This window comes from Streptomyces dryopteridis (assembly GCF_049606955.1).
Lineage (GTDB): Bacteria > Actinomycetota > Actinomycetes > Streptomycetales > Streptomycetaceae > Streptomyces.
Genome location: NZ_CP187114.1, coordinates 84,620 through 107,049 on the forward strand (window position 1 = coordinate 84,620; position 22,430 = coordinate 107,049).

Genomic DNA, 22,430 nt, shown 5'->3' on the forward strand with positions numbered 1-22,430 from the left:
ATCTATAGTGTCCAAGTGCTGTTACGCCTGACAGCCATCGATGTGGTCTATGGTGAGGTCATGGCCGTCCTCGAACTCCGTCACCTGCGCTATCTGCTCGCCGTCGCCGAACAGGGCAACTTCACCCGCGCGGCGGAGGAGTTGCACATCTCCCAGCCCACGCTCTCCCAGCAGGTGAAACAGCTGGAGCGGACCCTGGGCGTGCAACTGCTGGACCGCACCGGGCGGACCGTGCGCCTGACCGACGCGGGCGCCGTCTACGTCGATCACGCCCGGCGCGCGCTGAGCGACCTGGCGGCCGGTGAGCGCGCCGTGCACGACGTGCGGGACCTCTCGCGCGGGCGGTTGCGGCTCGGCGTGACCCCGACCTTCACCGCCTACCTCGTCGGCCCGCTCACCGCCGCGTTGCACGCCCGGCACCCCGGCATCTCCCTCACCGTCACCGAGACGACCCAGGACCGGATCGAGGCGGCCCTGCTCGCCGACGAACTCGACCTGGGCATCGCCTTCACCGGGCCGCACCTGCCCGGGGTCGGCGCCACCGCCCTGTTCACCGAGCACCTCGGTCTGGTCACCGGCTCGGCGGCCGCCCGGGACACCTCCGTCCCGCTGCCGGTCGGGGAGCTGGCGGGGGAACGACTCGCGCTGTTGAGCGGGGACTTCGCCACCCGGGGTCACATCGACGCGTACTTCGCCCGGCACGGGACGGCGCCCCTCATCGCCGTCGAGGCCAACTCGGTCCAGGCCCTCACCGAGATCGTCCGGCGGACCCCGCTGGCCACGGTCCTGCCCGACGCGATCACCCACGACCACCCGCACCTCGTCCCGGTGCCCCTCGATCCGCCGATGCCCACCCGGACGGTGGCCCTGCTGCGCCGCGAGAACGCCTACCTCGCCGCCGCGAGCCACGCCTTCACCGCGCTCACCCGGGACCTGGTCCGCGCCCGCGCCTACCCGCCGCCCCACTGATCCGGGGCGAGGTCAGCCGGTGGGGTTCAGGACGGTGTGGACGAGTTTGACGAGGACGAGCGCGGTGGCCGTCAGCAGGTAGAGCCGGAGCAGCGCCATGCCCACCGATCGGGCCCGGGAGCGCGGCGGGGCGGGCAGTTCCTCGGGGGGCGGCATCCGCCAGTTCAGGCGGTCGGCCTCCGACACGACGACCGGGGCGGGCGGTGCGGGCAACGCGGGCAACGCGGTGGGGCCGGTGGCCGGGCCCGCCGTCACGATGCGGCCGGGCCGGCGCCGCCACCGTCGCCGCCGCAGCACCACCGGGACGGCGCTCGCCGCGGCCGCCGCGAGGGCGACGGCGCCGAGGCCGCCGAGGACGGTGCGCAGCGGCAGGTCGGGGGCCAGGACGGAGACGGTGAGCACCAGCGAGAGGGCGATGAGCACGCCGATGACGCACCAGGTGAAGGCGGTGGTGCGGGCGCCGTTGGCCCACGGGCCCAGTATCGCCCGGTCCTTGCAGAGCAGCAGCAGGTGGACGGTGGCCGAGGGCAGCAGGACTCCGGCCAGTGCCTGCACGCCCTCGGTGAGCAGCCCCAGGGGCGAGCCGGGCACCAGGACGATCGTGGCGGCCACGGCGACCAGCCCGGCGTAGACGGCGTGGAAGCCCTTGGCGCCCCTGACTCCCCGGTGCAGGGTGTGCGGCATGCCGAGGACGTCGCCGATGGCGTAGGCGGTGGCGAGGGAGACGGCGAAGGCCCCGATGATCGAGGCGTCGAGGAGGGCCACGGCGAAGAGGACGGCGGCGATCCGGCCGGCGTGCCGTTGCAGGCCGGTCGCGATCCCGGTGGTGTCGGTGAAGTGCCCGGCGGTCGCGGTGCCCGCGAACGCGGCGGCGGCGCACCCCATGAGGGCGGCGCCGCCGATCACGACGATGACGATCCCGATCCACAGGTCGGCGCGCTCGTAGCGGATGAGGCGGGTGGTGATGCCCTTGTCGATCACGTACGACTGCTGGAAGAAGAGCTGCCAGGGGGCGACTGTGGTCCCGACGATCCCGATGACCAGGAGCACGGTGGCCGACAGGCCCCCGGGGGTTCCGGGGGCGGCGGAGAGCGAGGGGACGAGGAAGCCCTCCAGTATCCGGCCGACCGGCGGGTGGACGAGCAGGAAGAGCGGGATCAGGAGGAGGGAGGCCACGCAGAGGCCGGCGGCGATCCGTTCGAAGCGGCGGAAGGATCCGGTGAACGCGGAGGCGATCACCACGGCGGCCGCCGCGAGCACCGCGATCGGTTTGGGGACGCCCAGGACGTCGGCGGCGAGGGTGATCCCGATGAACTCGGTGATCAGGGTGAGGGCGTTGAGGAGCAGCAGGTCCCCGACGGAGAAGGCGCCCCAGAACCGTCCGAAGCGCGTCATGACCAACCGGGCGTGACCCAGGCCGGTGACGGCGCCCAGGCGCAGCACCATCTCCTGGTTGACGTAGAGGACGGGCACGAGGAGGAGCAGCGTCCACAGCAGCGCGGTGCCGTGGTCTTGGCCGGCCTGGCCGTAGGTGGCGAAGGCCCCGGCGTCGTTGTCGCCCACCATCACGATGAGGCCGGGTCCGACGACGGCGGCCAAGGTGCGCAGCCGGCGGCCGAGTCGGCCGCGGGCGCCGGGCGGCGCCGCGCCGTCCGCGTCGATCGTCGTCGGGTCGACGGTGCCGAAGGCGCCCCGGACGGGCTTCGACGCGGCGGGCGGGAGGGGTTCGGGGTGGGTTCCGGCCGTCTCGGTGCTGATGTCGGTCAACGTGACCTCCGGGTACGGGCGCCGGGGCGGGAGGGCCGGGACGCGCGGAGAGGGGTGCCGGTCGAACGAGTGCGGTGGAACGCCGCGTGGGCGCGGTGCGCGCCGGAACGGGGCACGGGCGGGCCCTTGCGCGGGGGTGGGTCGCGCAGGGGACCCGGGCGCGGACGGTCGCGTGCTCGACGGGGGAAGGTGGGGGTGGTGTGGGCGTGGGCCGGGTGGTGGGGCGGTGTCACCGTCTGGAGCGGTGTCGCCCGTCGTTCGGACCCGGGCACGCGGCCGGGATGGACCGGGGCGTGTGGGTACGGCGGTCGTCAGCTCGCACGAGGCCGCCTCCCCCCATGGCCGGGACGCCGACGGCCTTCGCGCGGTCGCCCCGCCCCCTCACCTCATCGACACGAGTGTAGAACCGCCCGGGAGGCGCACGGGAAGGGGCATGACCAACTCTTGGCCCGTTGTTGGACGCGATCGGACCCGGCCGTGCCCCGCGCCGGTGGTGGCCCCTCTCGCCCCGGGGCCTGCGCGAATGAACGTCCCGCGTTCCGCGTTTGGCGTTCGGCCCGACAGGTGAACACATCGGTGAAATCCCTTGCCGTGCGCACGGGTTCACCGGAACCCGGTGGGTCCGGCGCCGGGGAGGGGAGCGCACGACGGACAGGGAGCGCTGTCATGGCCGAACGGGTCGGTGGTGTCGTCGTCTGGTTCAACCAGTCGAAGGGGTACGGGTACGTGCGCGGTGACGGCGGTGACGAGGTCCGCGTCCGCCGTGAGGACTTGGACGACGCCACCTTCCTCACCGAGGGGCTGCGGGTGACCTTCCTCGTCGTCGCGTCCGAGGAGGGGGAGGCGCGGGCCGTGCACGTGCGGATCGTGGCGCACGGGCGGGGCTGATCGCCGGCTTCAGCCCGTGAGCAGTTGGATCAGTCCGGCCGCGCTCGTCGCGATGATGAGCGCGGTCATGGCCCATCCCGCCGCCAACAAGGGTCGGCCGACGGTGCGCGTGCCCATGATCGTGCGGTTGGTCGCGGCCCGGAGCAGGAGGATCAGGCCCACGGGGGTGCCGACGGCGCCGAAGACCCCGGCCCAGTACAGGATGGTCATCGGGGACACCGAGGAGTATCCGGCGATGGTCCCCAGGAGCACGGCGGCGGCCATGGCCCCGAAGAAGCGCGGGGCCTGTCGGGGCCTCAGGGACAGGCCCCTGGTCCAGTTGAGGTGGGTTCCGGTCATGTACGCGGTGGTGGCGACGATCACGGGCAGGGCCACCACCGTGGAGGCGAGCAGTCCGATGGCGAACAGGGACTCCGCGAAGGGGCCCGCCACCGGGCGCAGGGCCTGGGCGGCCTCGTCGGCGGTGTTCACCGGGAGGTGTCCGACGCCGAGGGTGGCGCCGGCCGCCACCAGGATGAACCAGCAGACGAGGGTGGCGAAGAAGCAGCCCACGAGCGCGTCGAAGCGCCGCAGCCGGTGCATGGCCCAGGGGGTGTGGGTCTCGGATTGGGAGATGGTCTGCCAGACGTACACGTAGCTGGTGGCGGTGGTGCCGATCAGTGACATGGCCCCGTAGACGTGGGTGGAGTCCCAGGTCAGGTGCGGGACGAAGGTGCCGCGGGCGACCGCGCTCCAGTCGGGTCGGGCCATGAGGGCCGCGGCGGCGTACAGCAGCAGGAGCAGCAGCAGGTAGCGCAGGGCCCGCTGGAGGACCTGGTAGCCGAGGGTGAGGATGGCCAGGAGCAGGACGATGGACAGGGGGGCCACGAACCACCGCCAGTCGGCGCCGGTGAGCAGGCCGACGGCGGCGGCGCCGGCCTCCAGGTCGGCGGCGATCGTGATCACGTTCACGATGATCACCGAGCCGAGCAGGAGCCATCGGACGGTCGAGCCGTGGATGGCGCCGATGGCCCCTTGGAGGTCGAGGCGACTGGCGATGCCCACCCGGGTGGCGATGGCCTGGATGACGCCCAGCAGGGGGAAGAGGAGCAGGGTCAGCCAGCCCAGGCTGTAGGTGGTGCCGGCGCCGACCACCGCCAGGGTGGCCACGGTGGTGGGGTCGACGTCGGAGGCGCCGCCGATCAGTCCGGGGCCGAGGGCCCGTGCCCGGGTCCGCCAGGTCAGCGGCAGGGCGGCGGCATCGGTGGTCGCGGGGGCGAGGGCGGGGGCGGGTATGGGGCCGGGTGCGCGGTCGGGGTCCCGACCGGTGGCGAGGGGTCGGGGGGCGGACTTCGGAGGGCCGGGCGGGAGGGAGCCCGCCGGATCGGGAACCGTCGTCATGACAAGCACCATGGCGCGAAACGCGACGGATGTACCGTCCGTTCGACAGCGCACGGTTGCGGGAGGGCGTGGACCCCCGGCGCACGCGCCACGGCGGGCGGGCGGGCAGGCGGTTCAGTGGGGCGCGGGGTGGGAGCGGGGGTGGGCGACGCCCCGTTCCGGGGAGGGGGGTGGAGGGGTGGCGATCTCGCCGAGTTTCGCTGCGGGCGCGTGGGTCAGGGCCGTGGCGCGGTTCGTCGGCGCGGGGGTGAGGGTGCCGTGCTCCCGGACGAAGGCGATGAAGCTCTCGTAGTCGCGTTGGTGGGTGTAGGGCTCGTCGAAGGTGGTGAGGGCGGGGTAGCCGTCGCCTCCCACGAGGGTGTACGCGAGGGTCGCGAGCCGGTAGCGGCGGCGCGGGTCGAGGGGGCGGCCGTCGATGAGCACGTCGGCGGGGGCGACGCGGTCGCCCACGTCGGCGGCCGGGTCGAAGCGGTAGCGCACGTTCTCGGACACGGCGAGCGGCGCGAACCGGACCTCGCCGTCCGGGCGCGTCGTCCACTGTTGTTCGAGGGCGTCGTGGATCTGGCGTCCGGTGACCCAGACGCTGACGACGGGGTCGCCGAAGCCGACGCTCCGCCAGGCCCGGCCGAAGCGGATCGCGCCGTCGCCGGCGGGGTCGTGGGGCAGGTCGCCGGCGATGACGCTCTGGCCGACGCGGGGCGCGGTGGCCACGAGGGCGAGCTGCGCCGGCACGTTGGGGTGGCGGTTGCCGTCGAAGTTCGGGTCCTCGGGGCGGCCGCCGGCCCAGCGGACCCAGTCGGCGACGAGGTTGCCCATCGTGCTCTCCCCCGCGCCGTTGCGCGTGCGCAGGAACGCGCCGCGTTGCCTGCCGATCGTGGAGTCGGCGCGGGCCGCGGCCTCCTTGGCCCAGTAGGCGACCAGTTTGCGCATCTCGGGGTCGGGGGCGATGTCGTCGTGGGAGTTGGGGTGGTTGACGGAGACCGTCAGTTCCCGCACCACCCGGCCGGTGCGCGGGTCGAGCCTGAGGGTGATCTCGTTGAGGAGTTGGCCGTAGCAGCCCGCTTCGACGAAGGGGCGGGGGACGCCGGCGGGGTCGGGCAGCATCATGTTGAACCGGGTGTGCCAGTGGCCGGTGACGATGGCGTCGATGTCGGGCGAGACGCGCAGGGCCAGTTCGTAGGCGGGTCCGGAGGGTGCGGAGCCGCTGTTGAAGTCGCCGCCGGCGACGGCGCCGTCGTGGACGCTGAGCACGATGGCGTTGACTCCGCGTCGTTTGAGGAGGGCCGCGTAGTGGTCGGCGGTGGCGAGCTGGTCCTCGGTGCGCAGGGCGGGGAGGAAGGCGGTGCTGGTGGTCTCGGATCCGGTGGCGGTGAGGTGGATGAACCCGAGGGGGATCCGTTCGCCCCGGGGGCCGGTGACGTGGGTGATGTTGTAGGGCGGCAGGACGTTGGAGCCGTCCTCGCGCCACAGCGTGTTGGCGCTGTGGAAGCGGAAGTTCGCGCCGCGGAAGCGGTTGCCGGTGGAGTCGACGAACGAGGTCTCGCGCCCGGCGCGGGGGAACGGGACGCCGTCCTCCATGTGGCGCGTGATCATGGCGGGTGAGCGGTCGAACTCGTGGTTGCCGGCGGTCGCGAAGTCGAGCTTCATGAGGTTGAGGGCCTCGATGGTGGGTTCGTCGGCGAAGGCGGCCACGTCGAACTCCCAGCCGGAGAAATTGTCCCCGGGGCTGAAGAAGACGGAGTTCTTCCGGCCGTCGCGCAGGCGCCCGAGGTGGGCGGCGAGGTGGGCGACGCCGCCGACGGTGTACACGCGCCCGCCGTTGCCGCGGATGGTGGCGTGCGGTCCGGGCGGCGCGGCGAGGTAGCCGTGGAGGTCGGTGATGCTGAGCAGTTGGACGTCCACGTGGCCGTCGGCGGCTCCCGCGTCGCGGGCGTGGTCCGAGGCGTACGCGGGCGTTCCGGTGGCCACGGTGGCCCCGAGGGCTCCCAGGGCGGTGAGGAAGGAGCGCCGTCCGTGCCCGACACCGTTCCACGGCTTGATCGCGTCCAGGGGGTTCATGTCCCGATGCATGGCGTGCGGGAGGGCCGGCCATGCGGGTGGGCGGCAAGCGGTCCGCGAGCTTCACCGGTTCGGGTCGTTCTCCTCGGCGAGGCGGGTCCCGGACGACGAATCGGGGTAACGGGCGCGGCCCCGGGGCGGGTTCGGGTAGCGTGACACCTCCGAAGTCCTCAGACAAGCTGAGAGGTGCTCTGGTGAACGTCGTGCGTCGGCAATCGCTCGTCGAGCAGGCCGCCGAGGCCATCCTGTCCCGGGTCGCCTCGGGGGAATGGGGGTTGGGGGCCCGGCTGCCCGGTGAGACGAGGCTCGCCGCGCAGTTGGGTGTGGGGCGTTCCACCGTGCGCGAGGCCGTGCGCGAGCTGGTGGGACACGCCGTGTTGGAGAGCCGGCAGGGCTCCGGGGTCTTCGTCGTCGGGCTGGAGCGGGCGGAGGACTGGCCGTCCGTGCTGGCGCGGGCCGACGCCGTCTCGGTGATCGAGGCGAGGATCGGCGTGGAGGCGGAGGCCGCGGCGCTGGCGGCCCGGCGCAGGACGCCCGCGGACCTGCGGGCCCTGCGCCGGACCCTGCGCGAGCGGTCCCTGACGGGACCCGAGGTCGAGGCGCACGTGCGCGCGGACATGGCCTTCCACCGGGCGGTGGTGCTCGCGGCGCACAACGAGGTGTTCACGGAGCTGTTCGACGCGTTCGTGCCCCGCGTCCACCGGTCGATGGTCGAGATGTTGCGGGTCCGCCCCCTGCCCTCGGCCGAGGCGGACCACACCGCCCACGAGCTGCTGTTCGAGGCGATCCGGGCGCGCGACGCGGTCGCCGCCGCCGAGGCGAGCCGAACCCACCTGCGGAACCTGAGGGAGCAGTACGCGTGAACACCACGATCACGGCGGGCGCGCCGGTGCTGACGCTGGACGAGGTCACGTTCACCCGCGAGGGGAACACCATCCTGGACCGGGTGAGCGTGCGCGTGCGGGCGGGAGAGCACTGGGCGCTGCTGGGGCCCAACGGCGGGGGCAAGAGCACGGTCCTCGGGCTGTGCGGGGCGATGGCGCACCCGAGCTCGGGAACCGTCGAGGTGTTGGGACACCGGCTGGGGCGGGTGGAGTTGCAGGCGCTGCGCCGGGGCATCGGCCACGTGAACCCGCGCCACCCCCTGCGCTCGGCCCTGACCTGCCGCCAGGTGGTGCTGACGGGGCTCACGGGCACGATCGAGCCCCCGATGCGGTGGCGGGCCGACGCCCGGCAGGCCCGCCGGGCGGACGAGCTGATCGAAACCCTCGGCCTGGGCGGGAGGGCGCACGCGCGCTGGCCCGCGCTGTCCCAGGGGGAACGGGGGCGGGTGCTGATCGCGCGCGCCCTCCTCGCGGATCCGCGGCTGCTGCTGCTCGACGAGCCGTCCACCGGTCTGGACGTGGCCGCCCGGGAGCAACTCCTCGAAACCCTTGACCTGTTGGACCGGACGCATCCGGACCTGGCCTCCGTGCTGGTCACCCATCACCTGGAGGAGTTGCCGTCCTCGACGACCCACGCCCTGCTGCTCTCCCGCGGCCGCGTCGTGGCGGCCGGGCCCGCCGGGGACGTGATCACGACCGCGCTCGTGAGCGAGGCGTTCGAGCACCCCATCGAGGTGGAACGCCGCGAGGGCCGGTGGACGGCCCTGACCCGCCGGCGCCCGGCGCCGCCGGGGGCGCACGCGGCGCGGACCGGCGCCTGACCGAAGGCCGGGCGCCCGCCCGTCGACCCGCGCCCGCTCCGGGGGCGTGCGGAGGCGACCGGGGATTGGGGCGGTTGGGGCGGGGGCATGCCGGAGGTCGACCGTGTGCCACGACGATGGGCCCGTGATGTTCGTCTTCGAAGCCGAGCAACGTCAGAAGAACGTGCCGACGTTGGAGTTCCCCCACCCCACCCGGATCAGCGACGGGTACTTCGCGGTGAAGCCGCTCGTCCACGACTGGTTCATCGCGACCGGAGTGTTCGAGGGGGCGAGGCTCAGACGGTTCCTGTTGGGCGACTACACGCTGTTCGTCGCGATGATGCACTCGCACAGCGACCGCGAACGTCTGGAGCGGCTGACCCGCTACTACATTCTGTGGTTCGCGATGGAGGAGTACTGCGAGAGCCTCTGGTCGGCGGAGCCGGGGCGCGCCGATCGCTTCCTGCGCGGGTTCGTCGCCCACCTCGAGACGGGAGTGGCCCCCGAAGCCTCCGATCCGTGGCTCGACGCGTTCGTGGGGGCCGTCGAGGGCCTGGGCCTGAACGCGCGGCAGCGGGAGCTGTTGGCGACGTGGATGATCGACTGGTTGCGGGGCGAGCAGCGCGTCGCGGCGTACCGGGGGGAGCCGCGCGAGGAGTTCATGCTCGACCGCTTCCACACCATCGGGCAGCATCTGGCGTTCCGGCTCTTCACCCAGTACGAGCTGGGTCTGGACCTGCCGCCGGCGGTGAGCGAGCGCCCCGACATGGTCGAGTTCGTCGAGACCCTGGTGCGGGCCGGGTCGTGGCACAGCGACGTGTTGACGCTGGAGGCGGAGGAGGCCCGCGGGGAACTCGTCAACACGGTCCACGTGATCGCGCGCAGGCCCGGATCCGACCGGGAGCGGGGGATCCGGGACATCGTGCGACGGTTCCACGAGGACTGCCGGCTCGCGTCCGCCCAGGCCGAACGCCTGCTGAAGTCCGACTGGGGGGACACGCCGAGGGAGGACGTCGCCGCCTACGTCGACGCCCTGTTCGGAACCTCGGCGGGTTTCCTCTCGTGGAACCAGATCACCGACCGGTACGTGGTCCCGTTGCAGTGAACGTCCCCGCCCCGTGCGCTCAGGCGGAGCGGAGGGCTTCGGTCGGGGAGGCGCGGGCGGCGCGCATCGCGGGGTGGATGCCGGCGAGGGTCGCCACGAGCACGGAGACGGCGGGGCCGGCCACGAGGGTCGGTGCGGGGATCGCGGCGGGCCATCCCTGGGCGAGGGCGTAGGCGTGGACGGTGAGGGCTCCCAGGGCGACGCCCGCCAGGCCGCCGGCCAGGCCCATGAGGGCGGCCTCGATGAGGAACTGGCCGGCGATCTGGCCGCCCCGGGCGCCCAGGGCCCGGCGCAGGCCGATCTCTCCCCGGCGTTCCATGACGCTGACGATCATGGTGTTGGCGATGCCGACTCCGCCGACGAGGAGGGCGACCCCGGCGAGGGTGAGGACGAGGCCGGTGAGGGAGTCCTTGGTCTCGGCGCGGGCGGCGAGGAGGTCGGAGGGGCGGCTGACGGCGACCTTGCCGGGGTCCGCGGGGTTGGCGGTGGCGGCGGCCACGGCCTGCACGTCGGGGACGCGCGCGGAGTGGGAGCGCAGGTAGACGGTGCTCGCCGTGCCGTCGGCGGCGAGGTGTTCGGTGGCGTGGGGCCAGCCGACGAGGGCGGCGCCGGCGAGTTCGGGGGCGAGTTCGTTGGGGTCGAGGACGCCGACGACGGTGTGCCACTGCCCGCCGAGCCAGACCCGTTCCCCCGGTGCGGTGACGCCGAGGCGTTGGGCGGCCTGGTCGCCGAGGACGGTGACGGGGAGGTGTTCGCCGGCCCCGGTGAGCCAGGTGCCGGCGCGGAGGGTGCCGTGGAGGACGTCGAGGAGGTCGGGGCGGGCGGCCAGCACGGTGATGCTGTTGGTCTGTTCCTCGGGCACGAGGTCGTTGCGGTAGACGTGGGCGCCGGTGGCCCCGGTGGCGGTGACACGCTGGACGGGGCCGATGGCGCCGAGCATCTTCTCGGCGGTGGCCGGCAGGGGCACGGGCTTCTCCTGGGCGTCCTTGCCGGGGCCGACGGTGATCAGGTTGGAGCCGAGCCGGTCCAGGCGGGCCAGCAGATGGGCCTGGTTGGAGGCCGAGATGCCGGTGACGGCGATGACGGCGGCGATGCCGAGGGAGATGCCCAGGGCGGAGAGCGCCGAGCGCAGCCGACGGGTGCGGGGGCCGATCAGTCCGAGGCGCAGGAGGTCGGTGGGCCGCAGTCGGGTGCGGCGGGGTGTGGTGGTCATCGGGCGCCGCCCGCCGTGTCGGTGGTCGCGGGCCGGCGTTCGTCGAAGGCGACGCGGCCGTCCTGGATGCCGATGCGGCGGGGGAAGGTCGCGGCGAGTTCGCGGTCGTGGGTGATGACGACGACCGTGGTGCCGGTGTCGTGGAGTTCGCGGAGCAGGGCGACGATCGCGGTGCCGGAGGCGGTGTCGAGGGCGCCGGTGGGTTCGTCGGCGAGGAGGAGCGCGGGGCGGCCGACGAGGGCGCGGGCGATGGCGACGCGTTGTTTCTCGCCGCCGGAGAGCTGCTCGGGGCGGTGTCGGAGCCGGTGGCCGAGTCCCACGTCGCGCAGGGCGCGGGTCGCGGCGGCGCGGCGCCGGCCGGCGGGGGTCCCGTCGTAGAGGAGTCCGGTGGCGACGTTCTCGACGGTGGTCAGGCCGGGGAGGAGGAAGAACTGTTGGAAGACGAATCCGATGCGGTGGGCGCGCAGTGCGGCGAGGTCGTGGTCGCCGAGGTCGGCGAGATCACGGCCCTCGAAGGAGAGCCGGCCCCGGGTGGGCCGGTCCAGGGAGCCGAGGAGGGCGAGGAGGGTGGACTTCCCGGAGCCGGAGGGGCCGACGATCGCGAGGAGTTCCCCGGCCTCGACGGTGAGGTCGATGTCGTGGAGGATCCGCAGCGGGGGGTGCCCGGGGTACTCCTTGACGACGCCGTCGAGCCGCAGGACGGGCGGTCGGGGCGTGGTCCCGGTCGGCGCCGCGGTGGGGTTGGTGGGGGTCATTTCGGGATCACGACCTGTTGTCCGGCGCGGATCTCGCCGCTGATCTGGGCCTTCGCGTCGGCGACGAGCCCGAGGTCGACGCGGACGAGCCGATTCCCGGCGCCCTCGACGACCCTGACCCCGTAGCCGCCGCCGTCGAGGGCGAGCAGGGCGGTGACGGGGACGATGAGGGCGTCGTCGACGCTGTCGCCGACCACGGTGATCGTGACCGGGGAGGGGCCGGCCTTCTCGGCGGCCTTCCGGTCGTCGAGGGTGATGGTGACGGTGGTCTTCTCCGGCCCCGATCCGCCGCCGGCGCCGCCGTCCCCGCCGGGCGGGGTGCCGCCGTGCACGAGGGAGCGGATCCGGCCGCCGACGGTGGTGCCGTCGGGGAGCCGCACGGTGACCTTCCCGTCGGGTTTGAAGCGGGAGAGCTGGTTGTCGGCGGGTTTGGCGGTGGCCACGAGCGTCGTGCCGGAGACCGTCATGATCGGGCCGGTGCCGAGCGGGCTGCCGGGCTGGGCGGACAGCGACTGCACGCGGACGGTGGTGTGCGGGAGCATGACGAGATCGCCGAGGGCGATCCTGCCGGTCCGTTTCACGCCGAAGGACTTCTGCCAGCGGGTGACGGCGACGGCCGTGTTGGGCGTGAACCTGTCGTCGACGGCGAGTCCGAGTCCCTCGGCGTGGCCGAGGTCGACGAGGTTGCGTTTGAGCTGGCGCACGTCGGGGCCGGGGGCGACGCCGGGCCCGAGTTCGCGCCACAGGGGCCGCTCGCCCGTGAAGAAGGTGACGGGCACTCCGTCGACCTCGTACAGCTTCCGCCCGGCCTTGACGGTGTCGCCGGCCTCGGGGAGGGCGGTGAGCATGCCCTGGCCGCTGGTGAGGACCCGGGTGGGGGCGTCGTGGGACAGTTCGCCGGTGACCCGGACGCCGCTGGACAGCGATCCCTTCGTCACCGCGACCGTGTCGTGGTCGGCCGCGGTGTCGGGGGCGGCGGCTCCGGGGCGGTCCCAGGGGCGCAGGACGGCGACCGTGCCGGCGCCGCCGACGAGGGTCACGACGAGCAGCGGCACGAGGACCCGGGGGCGTGTGACGCGGGCCCGTCGCGTGGATCGAGTCCCGGCCCGTGAGTGGTCGGGCTCGGACGGGGCGTCCGGGAGGGATCGGGGCACGGTCACTCGCCGATCCGGTAGCTGACCTGGAACTTGCCGCAGGCCACCAGGGCGGCGTCCCATTTCGCGCCGTCGAAGGAGTTCCGGGGGATCACGAGGATCGCCGAGGCGGGGTCCGGGTCGGGCAGCTCCCGGTAGCCGTTCTCGCGGGCGCAGGCGACGAAGTCCCGGGCCTGGGCGAGGAACTTCTCGTTGACCTCCTTCCGCGTCTGCCGGATGCCGGGGACCTTCGTGTCGCAGGTCTTGGACGCCTCGTCGTAGCCGTCCGCGGAGCCCTGCGCGCCGGCGCCCGGGTCGCCGAGCCCGGAGGCGTCCATGACGATGTCGCCGTCCTCGTTCTGCCGGACGCCGTTCTGGCCCTGTTCGCGCATGCAGTCCACCCATGCCTTGCGGATCGCGTTCTCGTCCCGGGGCGCGCTCGCGCTCTTGCCGGACCCCTCGTCCCCGGCCACGCGGGGTGCCTCTCGCGCGTCGGAGCATCCGCTGACCACGAGGAGCGAGGTCAGGGCGATCGCCGCCCACGCCGTCCGCTGCCATCCGTTGTGCACGTCCGTTCATCTCCCTGTCGATCGGTGACGTCGTCGTGGTCAGTTCTAGGGAGGTGCCGGTGAGCGGGGCGTGATCGTGTCCCTAACCCGTGGCTAACGCCGTGCCCCGGCATCCTTGACGGGACAGCTCGCGGGCACGGAGGTCGGCGGCGGAAACGGAGCGCGCCCGATGCGGGTACTGATCGTGGAGGACGAGGTCGAGCTCGCGGCGATGCTCGCGGAGGGGCTCCGGGCCGAGGGGATGGCCTGCGACCTCGCGCACGACGGGGCGCGGGCGATGGAGATGACCGCGGCCGTCGAGTACGACGTGCTCGTCCTGGATCGTGACCTGCCGGTCCTCGGGGGTGACGCGGTCTGCCGGGCCCTGAACACGGCCGGGTACGGGGCCCGGATCCTGATGCTGACGGCGGCCGGCACGATCGGTGACCTCGTGGACGGTCTCGGGCACGGCGCGGACGACTACATGGCCAAGCCGTTCTCCTACCTGGAGTTGGTGGCCCGGCTCCGGGCCCTGGGCCGGCGCGGCTCCGCCGGGGCGCGGCCGACGGTCCTGGTCCGCGGCGGGGTGCGGCTGGACACCGTGCGCAGGCTCGCCGAGCGGGACGGGCGGCCGCTGCGGCTGACGCCGAAGGAGTTCGGGGTGTTGGAGGTGCTGCTCGGCGCGGACGGGGCGCCCGTGACCGCCGAGGAGTTGCGGGACCGGCTGTGGGACGCGGCGCTGGACCCGGCCACCAGTGCCGTGCGCGTCACCGTGCACTCCTTGCGCCGCAAGCTCGGCGAGCCTCGGCTCCTCGCGCACGAGCCGGGCTTCGGGTACCGCCTGTGACCGCCGGCCGCCCGGGTCGCGGTGGGCTGTCGCTGGGGACCCGGCTGGTGCTCGTCATCACGGCCGTGTTCGCCGTCCTGGGCTGTGGGCTGCTGTTGGTGAACTGGCTCGGTTCGCGGCAGCTCATCGAGGAGTACCGCTACCTCGTCGTCCCCTCCGTGCCCACCTACCCCGCGGCCACGGGCCCGACGCCGTCCCCCGTCCCGGACCCCGCGTCCTCGTCCGTGCCCGCCGCGCCGCTCGGGCCGGCCCGCGGCTTCGAGGAGTTCCGGCACAGCGTCCTGAGCGCGCTGCTGACCCGGTCCGGGGTGCTGCTGGTGGTGTTCACGGCCTGCGCCGGGATCGCCGTGTGGGTGCTCACCCGACGCTCCCTGGACCGGCTGACCCGGGTCACCGCCGCCACCCGGCGCATCGCCGGCGACGGCCCCCTCGACGAGCGCCTGGCGCTGGACGGGCCGCGGGACGAGGTCCGTGAACTGGCCGACGCCTTCGACCTCATGCTCGACCGCCTGGAGCGCGGGTTCACCGCGCAGCGCCTCTTCGCCGCGCACGCCTCCCACGAACTGCGCACCCCCCTGACCCTCCAGCGCACCGCCCTGGAGATCCCCCTCGCCCAGGGGCGCGTCCCCGCCGACCTGCGTCCCGCCCTGCTGCGCGCCCTGGACGCCAACGCCCGCAGCGAACGGCTCATCGCCGCCCTGTTGACCCTGGCCCGGGCCGAGAGCCGGCCGACCGCGTACGAGCACGTGGAGCTGGGCGGCCTCGCGCGGGACTGCGCGGCGGAACTGGCCGACGAGGCGGCGGCGGCCGCCCTCGACGTACGGGTCTCGGGTGACGCGGCCGGGGTGCTCGGCGATCCGGCGTTGCTGCGCCAGCTGGTCCTCAACCTGCTCGCCAACGCCGTGCGCCACAACCACACCGCCGGCCTGGTGCGGGTGGCCGCGCGCGTCGAGGACGGGCGGGCCCGGCTGCGGGTCGAGAACACCGGCCCCGTGATGGCGCCGGAACGGCTGCCGGCGCTCTTCGAGCCGTTCCGGCGCGGTGACGCGGCCGGGCCGCCCGGTTCGGGCCTCGGGCTGACCCTGGTGGCGGCCGTGGCCCGCGCCCACGACGGCACCGTCCGCGCGCTCGCGCGGCCCGGCGGCGGGCTCGTCGTGCACGTGTCCCTCCCCCACCACCCCGGGGCCGGTCAGGGCGCGGGCGGCGTGGCGCGGGCGGTGATCAGGCCGGATTCGTAGGCGGCGATGACGAGCTGGGGGCGGTCGCGGGCGCCGAGTCGGGCCATGATGCGCGAGACGTGTTTCTTCGCGGTCAGGGGGCTGAGGGCGAGGCTCGCGCCGATCTCGGTGTTGGTCAGGCCCCGGCCGACGAGGGTGAGGACCTCGCGTTCGCGGGCGGAGAGCAGTTCGGTGACGGGACCGGCGGGCGGGGCGGGCGGGGTACTGAGGACCTGCGCGATGAGTCGGGAGGTCGCGCTCGGCGACAGCAGGGACTCCCCCGCGGAGACGGTGCGCATCGCGGCCAGGAGGTCGGCGGGCAGGGTGTCCTTGACGACGAAGCCGGAGGCGCCGGCGCGCAGGGCGGCCACGAGGTTCTCGTCCGATTCCCAGGTGGTCAGGATCAGGATCCGCAGGCCGTCGAGTCCTTCGTCGGCGGCGATCAGGCGGGTGGCCTCGATGCCGTCCATCTCCGGCATGTGGATGTCCATGACGATCAGGTCGGCGGGCACGGTGCGGGCCGCGTCGAGCGCTTCGCGGCCGGTGCCGGCCTCGGCCACCACCTCCATGTCCGCGGCCGAGGCGACGAGCATGGCGAAGGCCGCGCGGACGAGGTGCTGGTCGTCGGCCAGGATGACGCGGATCACGGATGCTCCTCGCGTGCGCCGGCGGGGCGGGTGGTCAGTGGCAGCACGGCGCGCACGGCGAAACCGCCGCCGGGGCGGGGCCCGGCGGTCAGGGAGCCGCCGACGCTGCGGGCGCGTTCCTCCATGCCGATGATGCCGAAGCGGGTGCCGGTGGTGCCGGCGGAGGGTCGGCCGTCGTCGGTGACGGTCAGGTGCAGGTTCCCGTCCCGGGCCGTGAGGGTGATGTCCGCGCGGGCCTCGGGTCCGCCGTGTCGGGAGGTGTTGGTGAGGGCTTCCTGGGTGATGCGGTGGACGGCCGCCCCGACGGCGGGCCGGATCCGGGCGTCGTCGACGCGCAGGGTCAGTCGGGCGCCGGCCTGGCGGGCGAGGGCGGGCAGGGCCGCGAGGTCCGGCAGCGGGCCTTCACGGCCCGCGCCCTCGCCGTGGCGGAGGACTTCGAGGGTGGTGCGGATCTCGGCGCGGGCCGTGCGGCAGGTGTCGGCGATGTCGTCGAGGGCCTCGGCGACGGCGGCGCGGTCGAGGCGGTCGGGGTCGAGGTTCAGGACGTGGGAGACCACGGAGGTGCGGACGCCGATCAGGGTGATGGAGTGGGCGAGGAGGTCGTGCAGGTCACGGGCGATGCGCAGGCGCTCCTCGGCCACGCGGCGGGCGGCCACCTCCTCCTGGGTGCGCTCGGCCCGTTCGGCACGCCGACGGTGGGCCCGGACGTGGATCCCGGCCATGACCACGGCGGCGATCCAGCCGGAGACGCGCAGGGTGGCCAGGGCCCCTCCGGCGTCGGAGATCCAGTTCGCGCCGACCGTGCCGGCGATGACGACGCCCCCGGCGATCAGGGCCCTGCGGGGCGGGCCGGTGACGGCGACGGTGTAGAGGAGGGTCATCGAGCCGAGGACGGGGGCGAGGTGGTGGTAGCCCAGGGCGTGGTAGACGCCGATGAACGCGACCATCGCCACCAGCGCGGGCACGGTGTGGGTCCTGCGGAACGCGACGGGGGCCGTGCCGAGCAGCAGCAGCGTCCAGCCGAGGGTGTCGAGGGGTTTGCCGTCGTGGTCGAGCAGGGCGATGCCGGCGGCCGCCGCCGCCGGCGCGAGGGCCAGGAGGGCGTCGCGGCGGGCGGCGTGCGGGGCGGCCGGGTCTTGGTGGACGGCGGCGGTGGCCGGCTCGGTGGGGGGCGTGCGCAGGGGGTTCTCCACGTTCTCGTGCCCGTGCGCCGGGTGCGGCGGTGTGGCGGTGCGTAGGTGTGGCGGTCGTCCCCATCATCCGGGGTGGGGAGGGCGCCGCGCATCGGGCCCGCGGAGGATTCCGCGTTACTCCCCGGGGAGCCATGGCCGGACGGGCGCGGCGGCGTCCGGTCGGGGCCGGCCGCTCGGGGAGTACGGCGGGCCGGGATTGCGCCCCGGGAGGCAATCCGGGTTCCGACCCGGGCACGACGATCCGCGCCCGCCGGGCGAACAGGGTTGAGGCATGGACCCCGCAACCCTCGATCTCGCCCGCTGGGAGTTCGCCCTGACGGCGGGCACGCACTTCCTCTTCGTGGCCCTGACCCTCGGGCTGGTCACGCTGGTGGCCTGCCTGCAGACCCGTGCCGCGGTGACCGGCAGCGCCGTGCACCGGCGCATGACCGGCTTCTGGGGGCAGCTCTACGTGATCAACTACGCCGTCGGCATCGTCACCGGCCTGGTCATGGAACTCCAGCTCGCCCTGAACTGGGGCGGCCTCGCCCACTTCGCCGGCAACGTCATCGGCTCCTCCCTCGCCTTGGAGACGATCACCGCGTTCTTCCTGGAGTCCACCTTCCTCGGGTTGTGGATCTTCGGCCGGGACCGGCTGAACCGGTGGGTCCACCTGGCGCTGATCTGGGGGGTGGCCCTGACCGCGTACGCCTCCGCGTACTGGATCATGGTCTCGAATGGGTTCCTTCAGCACCCCGCCGGCGCCCGGGTCGTGGACGGGGTCCTGCGGCTGACGGACGCCGCCGCCGTGTTCGCCAATCCGAGCGCCACCGTCGCCCTCGGGCACCTCTTGGGCGGTGCCCTGGTCACCGGCGGCCTCGTGATGGCCGGCGTCAGCGCCTGGCACCTGCGCCGGGGCACCCCGGATCCCGAGTTCTTCCGCCGTTCCCTGCGGCTCGGGCTGTTCACCGCGCTGCCCGCGCTGCTGCTGACGGTCGCGATGGGCAGCCTGCACTTCGGGGTCCTGGACGCGACCCAGCCCATGAAGACGGCCCTCTTCCGGGGGGACGCGGCCGAGCAGGACCTGCTCCGGCGGGAGCTGGTCGCGGCGCACGGGCCGGGCGACTACGCGCCGCCCGCCGTCGGCGGGCCGGCCGCGTACGTGATGATGCTCTGCTGGGTCCTGATGCTCGTGATCACCGTCGCCGGTGTCCTCATGGCCCGTTCCCCCCGGCGCCTCGAACGCTCCCGGCGCCGGATCCGGCTGCTGGTGCTCGCGATCCCCTTGCCCTTCGTCGCGATGATCGCCGGGTGGGTGTTCCGCGAGACCGGCCGGCAGCCCTGGGTGGTCCAGGGGCTGCTGAGGACCGAGGACGCCGTCAGCGACCTCTCCCCCGGGGCGCTGCGCTTCTCGCTGGCGCTGTTCACGGTCCTGTTCCTGCTGCTGGCCTCCGTCAACACCTGGCTCCTGGCCCGCTGCGCGCGCCGCGGCCCCGACGCGTCCGAACCGGGCCTTCCCTCGGCCGACCAGGGCCCCGAGCCCTTCACCGCCCCGACCTACTAGAGGCAGACAGACGTGGAAAGCATCGCCGTGGCCGTCCTGGCCTTCTTCGCCCTCGGTTACCTCGTCCTGGGAGGCGCCGACCTCGGGGTGGGTGTGGTCCTGCCGTTCCTGGCCCGAGGCGATCACGAGCGCCGGCTCGTGGTCACCGCCGCGGCCCCCTTCTTCCTGCTGAACGAGGTGTGGCTGGTCGCGTCCGTCGGCCTCCTCGCCGGCGCCTTCCCGGACCTTGAGGCCGACCTCGTCCACGACCACCACGCCGCCCTCACCCTCGTCCTGGTCGGCTGGGTCCTGCGCGATGCGGGTCTGTGGCTGCGCGGTCGCGTCGACGCCCTCGGGTGGCGGCGGCTGTGGGACGCCGTGACCGTGAGCGGCAGCTGGGCGGCGGCCGGGGGCTGGGGAGCACTGCTCGCCGGCGTCCTGACCGGCGCGCCCGGCACGTCCGGAGCCTGGCCGGGCGGCCCGACGGCCCTGGTCGGCATGGGCGCCGGCGTCCTCGGGTTCGCCCTCCACGGGACCGCCTTCGCGGCCCTGCGCCTGACCGGGGCCCCGCGCCGGCGTGCGCGCCTGACCCCGGGGCGCCTGCCCCCTGGACGTCTGACCCCGGGGCGCGGCGAGGTCCTCCCGTTCCTCGTCACCGGCGCCCTCGTCCTGTCGGCGGGACTGGCCGCCGGGATCCGGCTCGCGCCGGGCGGGCGGACGGCGGACGCGGCCTCGCTGGACTTCCTGCTGCCGCCCCTGCTGATCGCCCTGCCCTTCCTGATCGGCGTCCAGGGCTGGGCGTGGTGGGTGTTCCGGCACCGCGTCACCGAACCCGGGTACCTGTGACGGCCGACGCGCCGGCCACCGCCCGCCCGCGTCGCCCCTCCCCGCACGAGATCCCCCGCACGAGATCCCCCGCACGATCCTCCACACGAGACGGAACCCCCGATGAACCTCGCCGGCCTCCTCGGCGTCGCCCCGATCCTCCTGGCACCCGCGCTCGTCGGGGTCTTCCTCTTCACCCTCGGCCAGGCCCTCGTCGCCCGCCGGCTCCTCGGGCTCCCCAGCCCCCTCCCCCGCGTCGCGTTCTGCGCGCTGCTCGGGGTGTGCGTCACCGGCCCGACCGTGGGCCGGCCCATGGCCGCCCCCGGTTGGCAGTGGCACCTGATCCCGGTGCTGTGGGGGGCGACCCTCGCGGCGACGATGCTCGCGCTCCTCCTCTTCGAGTACGCCCTGCCCAGCCACGGCCCCGGCCTGGTCCGCGACACCCGGCGCAGGATCGGGCGCGTCCGCCGGTACCTGCGGGTCGGCTCGATCTCGGCCCGGCACGGCCTGCCCCGCTTCCTCGCCTCCCGGCCGCGCCGCGACACCCCGCTCCGCAATCGGGAGTTCGCCGGGGCGCTGCGCCGCAGCCTGGAGGACGGCGGGGTCACGTTCGTCAAACTCGGCCAGTTCCTCGCCACCCGTCGGGATCTGCTGCCCGAGGAGTTCGTCCGCGAGCTCGGCCGGCTCCACGACGACGTGCCGCCCGCGCCCTGGGCAGACGTGCGCCGTCAACTGTGCGAGGAGCTCGGCGCGCCGCCCGAGGAGGTCTTCGCGGCCTTCGACGAGACGCCGTTCGCGGCCGCCTCCATCGCCCAGGTCCACCGCGCCACCCTCGCCGACGGCCGGCGCGTCGTCGTGAAGGTGCGACGCCCGGGGATCGTGCGGACGGTCGCACAGGACCTCGACATCGTGCGGCGCGCCGCCCGTTCCCTGGACCGCCGGCACGCCTGGGCCAGGGCCCTCGACGCCACCGCCCTGGCCGAGGGCTTCGCCGAGTCCCTCACGGAGGAGCTCGACTTCCGGATCGAGGCCCGCAATCTCGACGCCGTCCGCGCCGCCGCCGGCGCGCACCCCACCGTGACCCTGCCCGAGGTGCACGGCGAGCTCTCCGGCGCCCGCGTCCTCGTCCTCGAACACCTCGACGGCGTGCCCTTGGGCCGGGCCCGGACGGCCCTGGCCGAGCGGGGCGTCGACGGCGCGGCGCCGGCCCGGACCCTGCTGACCGCCCTGCTGCGGCAGATCACGGTCGCCGGTGTCTTCCACGCCGACCCGCACCCCGGGAACGTCCTGCTGATGCCCGACGACACCCTGGCCCTCGTGGACTTCGGCTCCGTCGGGCACCTCGACTCCCGACTCCGAAGCTCCCTGCGGCATCTGCTCGTCGCCGTCGACCGGCGCGACCCGGCCGCTCTGCGGGACGCCTTCCTCGACCTCGTGGACCGCCCGGACGGCGTCGACGGCGAGGCACTGGAACGCGCCCTCGGGCGGTTCGCGGCCCGCCACCTCGGCCCCGGCCGGACCGCCGACCTCGCGCTGTTCGCCGACCTCTTCCGCCTCGTCACCGCCCACGGCGTCGCGGTCCCGGGCGAGATCGCCGCCGTCTTCCGTGCCCTGGCCACCCTCGAAGGGACCCTCGCCCAGCTCTCCCCCGGGTTCGACATCCTCGCCGAGGCCCGTGCCTTCGCCACCGAGCAGATCGCGGGCCTCCCGCACCCCGACGCCGTCCGCCGGACCCTCGCCGAGGAGTTCACCGCCCTGCTGCCCGTCCTGCGCCGGATCCCCCGGCGGGCCGAGCGCATCACCGCGGACATCGAGCGGGGGAAGCTCACCCTCAACGTGCGCCTCTTCGCCCACGCGGAGGACGAACGGGTCATCGGGAGGCTCCTGCGGCAGGCCCTCGCCGCGCTGCTCGCCGCCACCACCGGCATCACGGCCGCGCTCCTGCTCTCCGGCACCGGCGGGCCGCGCGTGACCGACACGCTCCGCCTGCACGACCTCCTCGGCTACCACCTCCTCGTTCTCAGCCTGGTCCTCGTCCTCCGCGTCATGGTCGGGTCGGTGGGGCGCTCATCGCCGCCGCGAGGAAGGTGACGGCCCAGTGCCGGGTCTCCTCGCCCTCCGCCGTCGTCGGGCAGGAGGGGGAGGGGTGGTGGTAGAGCTCGACGCGGTCCGCGGCGGTCACGGCGAAGATCCCCCGCATGCGGAACAGCAGCTCGCGGGGGTCGAGCTCGGGCAGGGCCTGCGCGAAGGCGGCCAGGTAGCGCTCGCGGACCGAGTCCTCGTCCGGGCCGGTCCAGTCGCGCGCCTCCCGGGCCGGGTCGTTGAGGATCGTCACGATCAGCCGGGAGGTCCGGGCCCCGCTCTCGCTGCCCGTGGGCATCCGGTCGAAGAGCGGCCCCGCGAACGCCTCCACCAGGTCGGCGACCGAGGGCTCCGGGGTCCGGGCCAGCAGCTCGTCCAGGCCGGCGCGCTGGGCGGCGGTGATGGGCGCGGTCACGCGGCGGGCGACGGCGGCCAGCAGTTCGGCCTTCGAGCCGAAGTGGTAGCCGACGGCGGCCAGGTTCGCTCCGGCGAGGTCGGTGACCGCGCGGACCGAGGTGCCGCTGTAGCCGTGTTCGGCGAAGAGGCGTTCGGCGGCGTCGAGGATCTTGGTCCGGGTATCTGAGGGTGCCATGTGCC

At 74.3% G+C, this 22,430-nt stretch carries 20 protein-coding genes; 10 read left to right on the forward strand and 10 right to left on the reverse strand.

Annotated features, from left to right (window positions below):
- Positions 1-60: 60 nt before the first annotated feature.
- Positions 61-969 (forward strand): transcriptional regulator CynR, encoded by a 909-nt coding sequence (cynR, locus tag ACN20G_RS26760; protein WP_424217372.1) that lies wholly within the window; start codon positions 61-63, stop codon positions 967-969.
- 12 nt (positions 970-981) lie between these two features.
- On the opposite strand, the gene ACN20G_RS26765 is transcribed toward cynR, so the two are convergent.
- On the reverse strand, positions 982-2,727 hold the full coding sequence (locus ACN20G_RS26765) for an NRAMP family divalent metal transporter (RefSeq protein WP_424217373.1): 1,746 nt from the start codon (positions 2,725-2,727) through the stop codon (positions 982-984).
- Positions 2,728-3,402: 675 nt separating this feature from the next.
- On the opposite strand from ACN20G_RS26765, the gene ACN20G_RS26770 reads away from it, so the two are divergent.
- The gene (locus ACN20G_RS26770) at positions 3,403-3,624 is read left to right on the forward strand and encodes a cold shock domain-containing protein (protein WP_424215764.1); all 222 of its coding nucleotides are present in this window, start codon (positions 3,403-3,405) and stop codon (positions 3,622-3,624) included.
- Positions 3,625-3,633: 9 nt separating this feature from the next.
- Here the strand turns inward: ACN20G_RS26770 and ACN20G_RS26775 are convergent, their stop codons facing one another.
- Together ACN20G_RS26775 and ACN20G_RS26780 are read right to left on the reverse strand one after the other, a co-directional pair.
- Positions 3,634-5,004: an NRAMP family divalent metal transporter gene (locus ACN20G_RS26775; protein ID WP_424215765.1), complete on the reverse strand. Its 1,371-nt coding sequence runs from the start codon at positions 5,002-5,004 to the stop codon at positions 3,634-3,636.
- A gap of 114 nt (positions 5,005-5,118) precedes the next feature.
- A complete protein-coding gene (locus tag ACN20G_RS26780) occupies positions 5,119-7,062 on the reverse strand; it encodes a bifunctional metallophosphatase/5'-nucleotidase (RefSeq protein WP_424215766.1) in 1,944 nt (647 codons plus the stop codon).
- A 191-nt stretch (positions 7,063-7,253) separates the two neighbouring features.
- Between ACN20G_RS26780 and ACN20G_RS26785 the strand changes: the two genes are divergently transcribed.
- The 3 genes from ACN20G_RS26785 to ACN20G_RS26795 all read left to right on the forward strand — a co-directional run bounded on the left by ACN20G_RS26785 (position 7,254) and on the right by ACN20G_RS26795 (position 9,851).
- Entirely contained in the window at positions 7,254-7,925 is a 672-nt protein-coding gene (locus tag ACN20G_RS26785) for a FadR/GntR family transcriptional regulator (protein WP_424217374.1), read from the forward strand.
- On the forward strand, positions 7,922-8,767 hold the full coding sequence (locus tag ACN20G_RS26790; protein ID WP_424215767.1) for an ABC transporter ATP-binding protein: 846 nt from the start codon (positions 7,922-7,924) through the stop codon (positions 8,765-8,767). Before ACN20G_RS26785 ends, ACN20G_RS26790 begins: the two co-directional genes overlap by 4 nt.
- A gap of 127 nt (positions 8,768-8,894) precedes the next feature.
- Positions 8,895-9,851 carry a terpene synthase family protein gene (locus ACN20G_RS26795; RefSeq protein ID WP_424215768.1) on the forward strand — a complete coding sequence of 319 codons (957 nt, stop codon included), beginning with the start codon at positions 8,895-8,897 and terminating at the stop codon, positions 9,849-9,851.
- 19 nt (positions 9,852-9,870) lie between these two features.
- On the opposite strand, the gene ACN20G_RS26800 is transcribed toward ACN20G_RS26795, so the two are convergent.
- From ACN20G_RS26800 to ACN20G_RS26815, 4 genes are read right to left on the reverse strand one after another with little or no spacing between them, the layout of a single operon-like run.
- A complete protein-coding gene (locus tag ACN20G_RS26800; RefSeq protein ID WP_424215769.1) occupies positions 9,871-11,064 on the reverse strand; it encodes an ABC transporter permease in 1,194 nt (397 codons plus the stop codon).
- Positions 11,061-11,819 carry an ABC transporter ATP-binding protein gene (locus ACN20G_RS26805; protein WP_424215770.1) on the reverse strand — a complete coding sequence of 253 codons (759 nt, stop codon included), beginning with the start codon at positions 11,817-11,819 and terminating at the stop codon, positions 11,061-11,063. Before ACN20G_RS26805 ends, ACN20G_RS26800 begins: the two co-directional genes overlap by 4 nt.
- Complete coding sequence (locus tag ACN20G_RS26810) at positions 11,816-12,979, reverse strand: peptidoglycan-binding protein (RefSeq protein ID WP_424215771.1); 1,164 nt, start codon at positions 12,977-12,979, stop codon at positions 11,816-11,818. The genes ACN20G_RS26805 and ACN20G_RS26810 overlap by 4 nt, the downstream gene beginning before the upstream one ends.
- Complete coding sequence (locus ACN20G_RS26815; protein WP_424215772.1) at positions 12,976-13,521, reverse strand: hypothetical protein; 546 nt, start codon at positions 13,519-13,521, stop codon at positions 12,976-12,978. The genes ACN20G_RS26810 and ACN20G_RS26815 overlap by 4 nt, the downstream gene beginning before the upstream one ends.
- 169 nt (positions 13,522-13,690) lie before the next feature.
- On the opposite strand from ACN20G_RS26815, the gene ACN20G_RS26820 reads away from it, so the two are divergent.
- Both ACN20G_RS26820 and ACN20G_RS26825 read left to right on the forward strand, forming a co-directional pair.
- Positions 13,691-14,347: a response regulator transcription factor gene (locus ACN20G_RS26820; RefSeq protein ID WP_424215773.1), complete on the forward strand. Its 657-nt coding sequence runs from the start codon at positions 13,691-13,693 to the stop codon at positions 14,345-14,347.
- Positions 14,344-15,585, forward strand: coding sequence for a sensor histidine kinase (locus ACN20G_RS26825; RefSeq protein WP_424215774.1), 1,242 nt, complete (start codon positions 14,344-14,346; stop codon positions 15,583-15,585). Before ACN20G_RS26820 ends, ACN20G_RS26825 begins: the two co-directional genes overlap by 4 nt.
- Here the strand turns inward: ACN20G_RS26825 and ACN20G_RS26830 are convergent.
- Complete coding sequence (locus ACN20G_RS26830) at positions 15,537-16,157, reverse strand: response regulator (protein WP_424217375.1); 621 nt, start codon at positions 16,155-16,157, stop codon at positions 15,537-15,539. The genes ACN20G_RS26825 and ACN20G_RS26830 overlap by 49 nt on opposite strands.
- A gap of 50 nt (positions 16,158-16,207) precedes the next feature.
- Positions 16,208-17,404 carry a sensor histidine kinase gene (locus ACN20G_RS26835; RefSeq protein ID WP_424215775.1) on the reverse strand — a complete coding sequence of 399 codons (1,197 nt, stop codon included), beginning with the start codon at positions 17,402-17,404 and terminating at the stop codon, positions 16,208-16,210.
- A 271-nt stretch (positions 17,405-17,675) separates the two neighbouring features.
- On the opposite strand from ACN20G_RS26835, the gene ACN20G_RS26840 reads away from it, so the two are divergent.
- The 3 genes from ACN20G_RS26840 (at position 17,676) to ACN20G_RS26850 (ending at position 21,842) form a co-directional block, all read left to right on the forward strand.
- Positions 17,676-18,947, forward strand: coding sequence for a cytochrome ubiquinol oxidase subunit I (locus ACN20G_RS26840; RefSeq protein ID WP_424215776.1), 1,272 nt, complete (start codon positions 17,676-17,678; stop codon positions 18,945-18,947).
- Positions 18,948-18,959: 12 nt separating this feature from the next.
- On the forward strand, positions 18,960-19,772 hold the full coding sequence (locus ACN20G_RS26845) for a cytochrome d ubiquinol oxidase subunit II (RefSeq protein WP_424215777.1): 813 nt from the start codon (positions 18,960-18,962) through the stop codon (positions 19,770-19,772).
- Between the two features lie 102 nt (positions 19,773-19,874).
- The gene (locus tag ACN20G_RS26850) at positions 19,875-21,842 is read left to right on the forward strand and encodes an ABC1 kinase family protein (RefSeq protein ID WP_424215778.1); all 1,968 of its coding nucleotides are present in this window, start codon (positions 19,875-19,877) and stop codon (positions 21,840-21,842) included.
- Here the strand turns inward: ACN20G_RS26850 and ACN20G_RS26855 are convergent.
- A complete protein-coding gene (locus tag ACN20G_RS26855) occupies positions 21,796-22,425 on the reverse strand; it encodes a TetR/AcrR family transcriptional regulator (protein ID WP_424215779.1) in 630 nt (209 codons plus the stop codon). The two genes, ACN20G_RS26850 and ACN20G_RS26855, sit on opposite strands and share 47 nt — an antisense overlap.
- Positions 22,426-22,430: the final 5 nt, after the last annotated feature.

Excerpts from the sequence above, each read along its gene's own strand:
- ACN20G_RS26850 (WP_424215778.1), top strand. The coding sequence starts at position 19,875 with ATGAACCTCGCCGGCCTCCTCGGCGTCGCCCCGATCCTCCTGGCACCC.
- ACN20G_RS26820 (WP_424215773.1), top strand. The coding sequence starts at position 13,691 with ATGCGGGTACTGATCGTGGAGGACGAGGTCGAGCTCGCGGCGATGCTC.
- ACN20G_RS26855 (WP_424215779.1), bottom strand. The coding sequence starts at position 22,425 with ATGGCACCCTCAGATACCCGGACCAAGATCCTCGACGCCGCCGAACGC.
- ACN20G_RS26840 (WP_424215776.1), top strand. The coding sequence starts at position 17,676 with ATGGACCCCGCAACCCTCGATCTCGCCCGCTGGGAGTTCGCCCTGACG.
- ACN20G_RS26800 (WP_424215769.1), bottom strand. The coding sequence starts at position 11,064 with ATGACCACCACACCCCGCCGCACCCGACTGCGGCCCACCGACCTCCTG.
- cynR (WP_424217372.1), top strand. The coding sequence starts at position 61 with ATGGCCGTCCTCGAACTCCGTCACCTGCGCTATCTGCTCGCCGTCGCC.
- ACN20G_RS26805 (WP_424215770.1), bottom strand. The coding sequence starts at position 11,819 with ATGACCCCCACCAACCCCACCGCGGCGCCGACCGGGACCACGCCCCGA.
- ACN20G_RS26830 (WP_424217375.1), bottom strand. The coding sequence starts at position 16,157 with ATGCTCGTCGCCTCGGCCGCGGACATGGAGGTGGTGGCCGAGGCCGGC.
- ACN20G_RS26780 (WP_424215766.1), bottom strand. The coding sequence starts at position 7,062 with ATGAACCCCCTGGACGCGATCAAGCCGTGGAACGGTGTCGGGCACGGA.
- ACN20G_RS26770 (WP_424215764.1), top strand. The coding sequence starts at position 3,403 with ATGGCCGAACGGGTCGGTGGTGTCGTCGTCTGGTTCAACCAGTCGAAG.
- ACN20G_RS26775 (WP_424215765.1), bottom strand. The coding sequence starts at position 5,004 with ATGACGACGGTTCCCGATCCGGCGGGCTCCCTCCCGCCCGGCCCTCCG.
- ACN20G_RS26795 (WP_424215768.1), top strand. The coding sequence starts at position 8,895 with ATGTTCGTCTTCGAAGCCGAGCAACGTCAGAAGAACGTGCCGACGTTG.